Source organism: Xenorhabdus griffiniae (assembly GCF_015163655.1).
GTDB classification, from domain to species: Bacteria; Pseudomonadota; Gammaproteobacteria; order Enterobacterales; family Enterobacteriaceae; genus Xenorhabdus; species Xenorhabdus griffiniae.
In genome coordinates this window covers 1-8,387 of sequence record NZ_JADEUF010000138.1, presented here as the reverse complement: position 1 = coordinate 8,387, position 8,387 = coordinate 1, and the positions used below count along the sequence as shown (strand labels likewise).

The window sequence follows — 8,387 nt, the reverse complement described above, 5'->3', positions numbered from 1 at the left end:
CATGTCACTTTGCCAGAAAAAGCAAAAGAATTGACGACTCGACTGACTGATAATTTCCAGATTTTAAAACCATCATCTTGAAGTGAGATTGGTATATAATGTAATGGCAATTATAATAAAAAATAGAGTAACTCTTTTTACAGATGCCAGAGTTTCATAAGCTAACCATTTTATCCAAGCAGTAAAATCGTCGGAAGTTTCATTTTTTATTAATGTAAAGCTTTTGAGTAGGGTAATTTGCTCTGTAAATGTAAACAGTTTAATGATTGATTTCCTAATTTTTTTGTCATGAGTTAATCGCATAGCTATCCCAAATTTATCAGATTAAATCGTAATTTGTTTTTAATTCAGCATAATAAATAGCGTTTCAAAATGATAGGAGTATTCCTTACCCCGCGCGGAGCGCGGGGTAAGGAACGCCAACATCTGATACTCTCAGTATTATGAAAACCTATTTATAATAGAATGAATAGTAGTAGTTACTCAAGTATCACAATTAGATGAACTTAAAAACAGGATTTGGTCACGCATTAAATCCATTGATTAGCATACTGACCTCATTTCATCCCTGTGGGGCATCAAGAGATTTATTCGTCTTGTTTTTAAATAAAACTTATTAAGAATTGATAGAAAATAAATTAATGTTAAGTTACCGCTATTTTTGCAGTGTCTCCATATCGCGACAAGAGAGCTTTTTGATGTCTCAAAAATGAGACATTTAATTTGTTGATATTATTTGGAAAATTTTTTTTGATGGTGAAGTGTCATAAATAGGCGACACTCACACCTATCAAATATGAATAAATACCGATAAGAAGATGCAATAAATCCACGATTTTATTTATTTTCAATTATATCAATTAGTTAAAAATAATTTTGTAAGTTGGCACGTAATGTGCATAATACAGAGCAGTTGCTCATTCAACTTTTTTATGTCGGCCCGCAATTGGGTGGAAACATGCCACATAAAGCCCGGAATGACGCCAAAGTAAGGTGCCTACCGTCCAACTTAATGATACTCGCCTTCGGGCCTTATCAAACACAGGGCGACACGTGGAGTGAGGCACCGCCTACATGTTTACATGAAGGAACTTCACTGGCGGGATGGTAAAAAAGTTACCGTCCCGCCGTCATTATTACAGCCCACCCTGTTTATGTATGCATCCGCATCACTTTCAATGACTCATTTGTTTCAATTATCCGCCGTTTTCAACTATTATTCTGACCATTTTCAATAAGAGAAAAGTCACTGTAGCATCAATGTCATTACAGGTTATGAGATGATTTCTTTGAAAAAATGGCGTTTATTTCCACGCTCATTGCGCCAGTTGGTTGTCATGGCTTTCTGGTTAGTGTTATTACCGCTCTTGGTTTTGGCTTATCAGGCTTATCAAAGTCTTGATCAGCTTAGTACCCAGGCTGCTGAGATTAATCGTTCAACGCTGGTGGACGCCCGCCGTAGCGAAGCAATGGTTAGCGTCGCCCTTGAGATGGAGCGTAGTTACCGCCAATATTGTGTATTAGGCGATAGTCGGTTAGAAAAGCTTTATCAACGCCAATATCGGCAATACATGAATATGCTTGGTAATCAGATGGCGATGCTAGCTAATGCAGAGTATACAAAGAAATTCAATGAATTACTGTCGGGCTTGAGCAACATTGCCTGTAGTAATGGGGCGCCAGAAGCAACGTCTTCTAAATTACTTGAAGAATTTTCCAGGGCTAATAATCTTTTGGTACAGGAAACCCGTAATATTATTTTTAGCCGTGGTGAACAACTGCAAAAAGATATCGCCGACAAAGGGCAATTTTTCGGTTGGCAGAGCCTTATTTTATTCTTGTTAAGTGCTTTCTTGATAACCTTGTTTACACGTATGATCATTGGGCCAGTAAAAGGTATTGAACGGATGATCAACCGGCTTGGAGAAGGGCAATCATTGGAAAATCAGATTGATTCCTTTAAAGGACCACGGGAATTGCGATCATTGGCCCAACGCATTATTTGGCTGAGTGAGCGTTTATCCTGGCTTGAGTCTCAGCGTCATGAGTTTTTACGCCATATTTCCCACGAACTGAAAACCCCTCTGGCAAGTATGCGTGAAGGAACGGAGCTATTGGCTGATGAAATTGCTGGACCTCTGACAGCAGATCAAAGGGAAGTTGTCAGTATCTTGGATAGCAGTAGCAGGCATTTACAGCAGCTTATTGAGCAATTACTGGAATATAACCGCAAATTAGCGGATGGTGCTGCCGAACATCAGATTGTTTCTTTAAAAGAAATTGTGAATAGTGTCGTATTATCACACCAACTGCCGGCGCGGACAAAAAATATTCATACGGAAATTCAATTGGATATGGATTATTGTTGGGCAGAGCCTGGCTTACTAACACGGGTGATTGATAATCTCTATTCCAATGCAGTGCACTATGGCGCTGAATCCGGTAACATTTGGATTGTGAGTCGGCAAGTGGGGAAAAACCTTCAAATTGACATTGCCAATACAGGAACGCCTATCCCAGAGTTAGAGAAAAGTATGATCTTCGAGCCATTTTACCAAGGAAAACTGCAACGAAAAGGCGCAGTTAAAGGAAGCGGTCTTGGTTTGAGTATCGCGCAAGATTGCATTAAACAAATGCAGGGGGCGCTTTGCCTGGTAGAATCCGAATTTGCTGATGTATGTTTTCGAATTGAACTGCCATTAACCGCAGAGAATGACTAAATAATATGTATAACAGGTTTACTTACCGCTTTATGACGGAGACGGAACAGCAAAATATTGTGACTAACCCAATGAAAAAAATGGTGGTCAGGCCATCTATCTTGGTACGTGCTTCGGCCCTGCGCTTGCGGGCGATATTGCTATTGTGCGTTCCCTATTTGCTGGCAGGATGCGTTAAAACGAGTGGTTCAGACAATTTGACAACCCTGGCGCAGTCTATCCTGCCAGAACAAAATGTTACCGATTATCGTCTTAAGGATTGTGATGCAATCTGGGATATCACGAAGCCTGCGGCGATGGAAAACGGACTTTATTGGTTGAGATTTATCGATTGTACGGATCGGTTAACTTCGGCAGAAGCTCGTGAGACGGCAAAACGTTTTGCTCCAGAGACGCCGACTGATTGGCAGCAAGCGCTTAAGCAAAGTATTTTAATTGGCAGGGCGACTTCTGTATTAGCTGAACGCCGGAAAACGGTGGAAAACTTTAATCAGTATAGTGCACAATTTCCTATCGGTTTACGGCCATTACTTCAGCTGTGGCGTGAGCAGCAATATCTGAAAATTAATCTTGCTGAAGAAAGAGCCAAATTCCAGCGCTTCCAGTTTGACAGTGATAACAAAATTGATCGTCTGAAAGAAACACGAGCACGTTTAGAATATGAGCTTCATTCAATGTCCCGCAAACTCGAAAATTTAACCGATATTGAACGCCAACTTTCCTCCCGTAAACAAGAACAAAGTAGCGTTGCTACTCCTAATACGAACAGTTCACCGGATAATAAAGCAGAACTGAAAGAGAAACCCGCCACAAAAGCGGATACTAAAGCGGAAGCCAATCCTTCAGAAGAAAAACCAGAAGAAAAAGGAGCTGAATAATAATGACAGTACGCAATTCCGCCCATCTTCTTTTAGTTGATGATGATCCCGGTTTGTTAAAACTATTGGGAATGCGTTTGACCAGTGAAGGCTTTCGTGTCACGACCGCAGAGAGTGGTCATGAAGCGTTACGCATACTGGCGAGAGAAAAAGTAGATTTAGTGATCAGTGACTTACGCATGGATGAAATGGATGGTATGGCACTGTTTGCTGAGATTCAGAAACAGCATCCCGGTATGCCGGTCATTATTCTGACTGCGCATGGTTCTATTCCTGATGCGGTGGCAGCAACGCAGCAAGGTGTATTTAGTTTTCTGACCAAACCTGTTGATCGTGACGCACTTTATAAAGCGATTGATGATGCGCTGGAACTCTCAACGCCAGCCATTGATGGGCAATGGAGCGAGAAAATTGTTACCCGAAGCCCTTTGATGTTGCGTTTACTGGAACAGGCAAAGATGGTGGCTCAATCCGATGTGAGTGTTCTGATTAATGGGCAAAGCGGAACAGGTAAAGAGGTATTGGCGCAAGCTATTCATCGGGCAAGTCCCAGAGTGAAGAAACCTTTTATTGCTATTAACTGTGGTGCCTTACCTGAGCAATTACTTGAATCTGAATTATTTGGTCATGCCAAAGGCGCGTTTACAGGCGCGGTCAGCAGTCGGGAAGGGTTATTTTTAGCGGCGCAAGGAGGAACATTATTCCTTGATGAAATCGGCGATATGCCGATGGCGTTGCAAGTTAAACTTTTGCGAGTGCTACAGGAACGCAAGATCCGTCCGTTGGGGAGTAATCGGGATATCGACATTGATGTCAGAATTATTTCGGCAACCCACCGTGACCTGCCTAAGGCCATGCAACGTAATGAGTTTCGGGAAGATCTCTATTATCGATTGAACGTTGTTAATTTGAAAATTCCTGCTTTGAACGAACGCGCAGAAGATATTCCTCTCTTGGCTAATCATCTGTTACGTGACGCTGCCAAACGCCATAAACCTTTTGTGCGCAGTTTTTCCACTACGGCCATGAAATGCCTGATGGCAGCAAGTTGGCCGGGCAATGTTCGTCAATTGGTTAATGTCATCGAACAGTGTGTGGCATTGACGATGGCTCCGGTCATCAGTGATGCTCTGGTTACTCAGGCATTGGAAGGGGAAAATACGGCATTGCCGACATTCGTAGAAGCCCGTGGTCAGTTTGAGCTGAATTACCTGCGTAAATTGTTGCAGATAACCAAAGGTAATGTGACCCATGCCGCTCGTATGGCAGGGCGGAACCGGACAGAATTTTATAAATTGCTGGCACGCCACGAGCTGGATGCTAACGATTTTAAGGAATAACTTTTCTGCTCCCGCAGAAATTCTTACACTGAGTAGAAATATACTCGATAAACTTCAAGTTGCAATCCGCAAGACGAGGCGAGGCGTTATATTTCCCCGCTACGCGGGAAATATAACACGCATCTTGAAGTTGAATTGGTATAAATTGCTTTGCTGCTAAGACCGAGCAAAGCGGATAGATGATTTATGGCCCAGGAGAGCCGCATTCTATGAGTCGTACTCTTAATATCGCTCTTGCCCAGTTAAATTGGTTGGTAGGAGACATTGAAGGTAACAGCGAACGTATGTTGCAGACAGTTCGGGAGCAGCAGGCAAAAGGCGCTGATCTGGTTATGTTTTCTGAGCTGGCGCTGTCTGGCTATTTTCCTGAAGATTTGTTATTCCGTTCTGATTTACATCAGCGTTGCCATGAACAATTGATACGTTTGCAACAAGCAAGCGCTCAGGTTGGTATCTTGGTAGGGCATCCGTGGCAACAGGATGGCAAACTTTACAACGCACTTTCCCTGTTTTGGCGAGGGGAAATTGTGGCTCGTTACTTCAAACAGTTATTGCCAAACTATGGCGTTTTTGATGAAGAGCGTTATTTCGACGCGGGTGATCAAAACTGTGTTATCCCATTCAAGGGTTATAACCTTGGTTTGTTGATTTGTGAAGATTTGTGGTTTGATGCCCCCATTGATGCCTTGAAACAGGCGGGGGCAGAAATCGTCTTGTCGATTAATGCTTCTCCTTATAATCGTGAAAAACCGAATATCCGCAGTACATTAATTAAATCCCACTGCCAGCGTACTCATTTGCCAATTGTTTATCTTAATCAGGTGGGGGGGCAAGATCAGCTTATCTTTGATGGTTGTTCTAAGGTCTTTGATGCCAATGGTGAAATAACCCATCGCATGGCGGCATTTGAGGAACAGGTTGAACAATGTCGTTTCAATGAGATGAACATTGAACCTATGGCAAATCCGATCCCTCAATTGCCTCCTCTGGCGCAAATTTATAAGGCGTTAGTGCTTTCTGTACGTGATTATGTGCAAAAGAACGGTTTTAAAGGCGCTTTGCTTGGTTTGTCAGGCGGGATTGATTCAGGGTTGACATTGGCAATTGCTGTGGATGCTTTAGGTAAAGATCACGTGCAGGCGGTCATGATGCCATTCCGCTATACCTCAGAAATGAGTATTCACGATGCCAGAGAACAAGCAGAATTGCTGGGGGTTGAATTTGACGTTGTTTCCATCGAACCCATGTTTGATGCGTTTATGGCACAGCTTGACCCCATGTTTGCGGGAACAGAAAAAGATACGACAGAAGAGAATTTACAGGCACGTTGCCGCGCAGTGATTTTAATGGCAATGTCTAACAAGCGTCGTCGCCTGGTATTGACCACCAGTAACAAAAGTGAATCGGCAGTAGGGTACTCAACCCTGTACGGCGATATGGCGGGTGGCTTTAATGCATTGAAAGATGTTCCTAAAACGATGGTATTTGCATTGGCTAAATATCGTAATACCGTATCTCCGGCGATCCCTCAGCGTGTGATTGATCGCCCACCGTCAGCGGAGTTGGCACCAAATCAACTGGATCAGGACAGCCTTCCTCCCTATGACGTTCTGGATGCGATTCTCGAAGGGTATGTTGAAAAAGATAAATCAGTGGCTGATCTGGTATCCGAAGGTTTTGATGAAGCCATTGTACGCAAGGTGATCCGACTGGTTGATATTAATGAATATAAACGTCGCCAGGCACCTATTGGCCCACGCATTACACCGCGTGATTTTGGTAAAGATCGGCGCTACCCGATTACATCTGGTTTCGGGCGTAACAATTGGTAATTACAGGAAAACTTGATGAAAAAGATTGATGCAATTATCAAACCTTTCAAGCTGGATGATGTGCGTGAAGCGCTGGCTGAAGTGGGTATCACTGGTATGACCGTGACAGAAGTGAAAGGGTTTGGCCGTCAGAAAGGGCATACTGAACTGTATCGCGGCGCAGAATATATGGTGGATTTTCTGCCAAAGGTAAAAATAGAAATTATCGTACCGGATGATATTGTTGATACCTGCGTCGAAACAATCATGCAGATTGCACAAACAGGCAAAATTGGCGATGGCAAAATTTTTGTTTTCGATGTAGCCCGTGTTGTGCGTATCCGTACCGGTGAGCAGGACGAAGAAGCGATTTAATCAAGTCACTAAAATCATCTGAAAAAAGTGATAACGGCAATATTATCGGTTAGCCCATACCCATAATGGGAGATGACATGCCGGTTCTATCCGTTATCACTTATCTTTATTGTACAGAACTTATTATTTCTTATCTGCGGCGATACGATCGCGAACGTGTTGAGCACGTTCCTGTGACGGTGGGTGTGAATCAAACATGCTGGTTTCACCGCTGCCCAGTTTAGCCAGTTTCTCGAAGCTGGTTGCTAAACCTTCAGTTTTGATATTGCGTTTTTTCATCAGATCATAAGAGAAGTCATCAGCCTGACTTTCCTGATGTTGTGAGAACTGTGAGTTGATCAGCTTTTGACCCAGTGCTGCGAGCTGAGAATCGCTCAGTTGTGCGGCGACACCACCGGCTGATGCCGCTGCGGTACGTGCAGCAACGGTCGCATAAGCAACCTGCATTGCTTTACGGGTGTGACCCAGTGCGACGTGACCCATTTCATGGCCCAGAACACCTTCGACTTCGTTGTTGTTCATCATATCCATCAGGCCGCTGTATACACGCACACAACCATTAGCCATTGCCCATGCATTCACATCCTTAGTCAGATAAACTTTATAGTTAACTGATGTACCGTTAACTTCGCTACCTAATGCTTTGGCAATTTTGTTCAGACGTTTAGTGTATTGGCTGGATGCCGGCGCAATTTTATTCTGTGCATCCATATCCTTACATGCTTGGTCAGATAACTGTTTGACATCAGAATCACTTAGTGTTGCCGCCTGGAATAATTGCATTCCAGAATGAGCCAGCATTCCCTGATCAATATTCTTACAACCTGTCAGAAGTGCAGCAGAAACAGCGACTGCAACAAGAGCCTTAATTTTCATAATATGGTTTTTCCTTTGCAATACATGCAACTATAGTTTTTTAACAGCGTTAAAAGACTATGAATTTTGCTAAAAATAACAATAGGAATAAACGCTAATATTTATGATTATGTGAATGCGGTAACATTTTTAAAAAATAATCAAATCATAAGTAAAATAATTTAGTTTATACGCATTAAACTTCAAGTTGTAATTTACAACACGCTATGAAACCGGATTTCCCCCGCTTAGCAGAGAGAAATCACACGCATCTTGAAATTAGATTGGTATAAATTATTTTAACGCGATGCTCAACTTTAACACCCAATAACGAGCGTTTGTTGAAGCCAGTCGCGTTGTTTTTTACCTTGTTTAAAGTTGGCAAAAATACCCAATGTGTGAGAAAGC

Annotated in this window: 6 protein-coding genes; 5 read left to right on the top strand and 1 reads right to left on the bottom strand. The window is 42.7% G+C overall.

Annotated features, from left to right (window positions below):
* Window positions 1–1,280: 1,280 nt before the first annotated feature.
* From IQ211_RS16750 to glnB, 5 genes are all read left to right on the top strand, one after another.
* Window positions 1,281–2,720 carry a sensor histidine kinase gene (locus tag IQ211_RS16750; RefSeq protein ID WP_189761057.1) on the top strand — a complete coding sequence of 480 codons (1,440 nt, stop codon included), beginning with the start codon at window positions 1,281–1,283 and terminating at the stop codon, window positions 2,718–2,720.
* Window positions 2,721–2,725: 5 nt separating this feature from the next.
* Window positions 2,726–3,598, top strand: a complete 873-nt coding sequence (gene qseG / locus IQ211_RS16745; RefSeq protein ID WP_223281854.1) for a two-component system QseEF-associated lipoprotein QseG — start codon at window positions 2,726–2,728, stop codon at window positions 3,596–3,598.
* Between the two features lie 2 nt (window positions 3,599–3,600).
* On the top strand, window positions 3,601–4,938 hold the full coding sequence (gene glrR / locus IQ211_RS16740; RefSeq protein WP_189761058.1) for a two-component system response regulator GlrR: 1,338 nt from the start codon (window positions 3,601–3,603) through the stop codon (window positions 4,936–4,938).
* Between the two features lie 209 nt (window positions 4,939–5,147).
* Window positions 5,148–6,770, top strand: coding sequence for an NAD+ synthase (locus IQ211_RS16735; protein WP_189761059.1), 1,623 nt, complete (start codon window positions 5,148–5,150; stop codon window positions 6,768–6,770).
* 15 nt (window positions 6,771–6,785) lie between these two features.
* The gene (glnB, locus tag IQ211_RS16730; protein WP_189761060.1) at window positions 6,786–7,124 is read left to right on the top strand and encodes a nitrogen regulatory protein P-II; all 339 of its coding nucleotides are present in this window, start codon (window positions 6,786–6,788) and stop codon (window positions 7,122–7,124) included.
* A gap of 123 nt (window positions 7,125–7,247) precedes the next feature.
* Here glnB and loiP read toward each other — a convergent pair whose 3' ends face one another.
* Complete coding sequence (gene loiP, locus IQ211_RS16725; RefSeq protein ID WP_189761061.1) at window positions 7,248–8,000, bottom strand: metalloprotease LoiP; 753 nt, start codon at window positions 7,998–8,000, stop codon at window positions 7,248–7,250.
* Window positions 8,001–8,387: the final 387 nt, after the last annotated feature.

Coding starts and splice junctions, on each gene's coding strand:
- IQ211_RS16750 (WP_189761057.1), top strand. CDS start 1,281: ATGATTTCTTTGAAAAAATGGCGTTTATTTCCACGCTCATTGCGCCAG.
- qseG (WP_223281854.1), top strand. CDS start 2,726: ATGTATAACAGGTTTACTTACCGCTTTATGACGGAGACGGAACAGCAA.
- glrR (WP_189761058.1), top strand. CDS start 3,601: ATGACAGTACGCAATTCCGCCCATCTTCTTTTAGTTGATGATGATCCC.
- IQ211_RS16735 (WP_189761059.1), top strand. CDS start 5,148: ATGAGTCGTACTCTTAATATCGCTCTTGCCCAGTTAAATTGGTTGGTA.
- glnB (WP_189761060.1), top strand. CDS start 6,786: ATGAAAAAGATTGATGCAATTATCAAACCTTTCAAGCTGGATGATGTG.
- loiP (WP_189761061.1), bottom strand. CDS start 8,000: ATGAAAATTAAGGCTCTTGTTGCAGTCGCTGTTTCTGCTGCACTTCTG.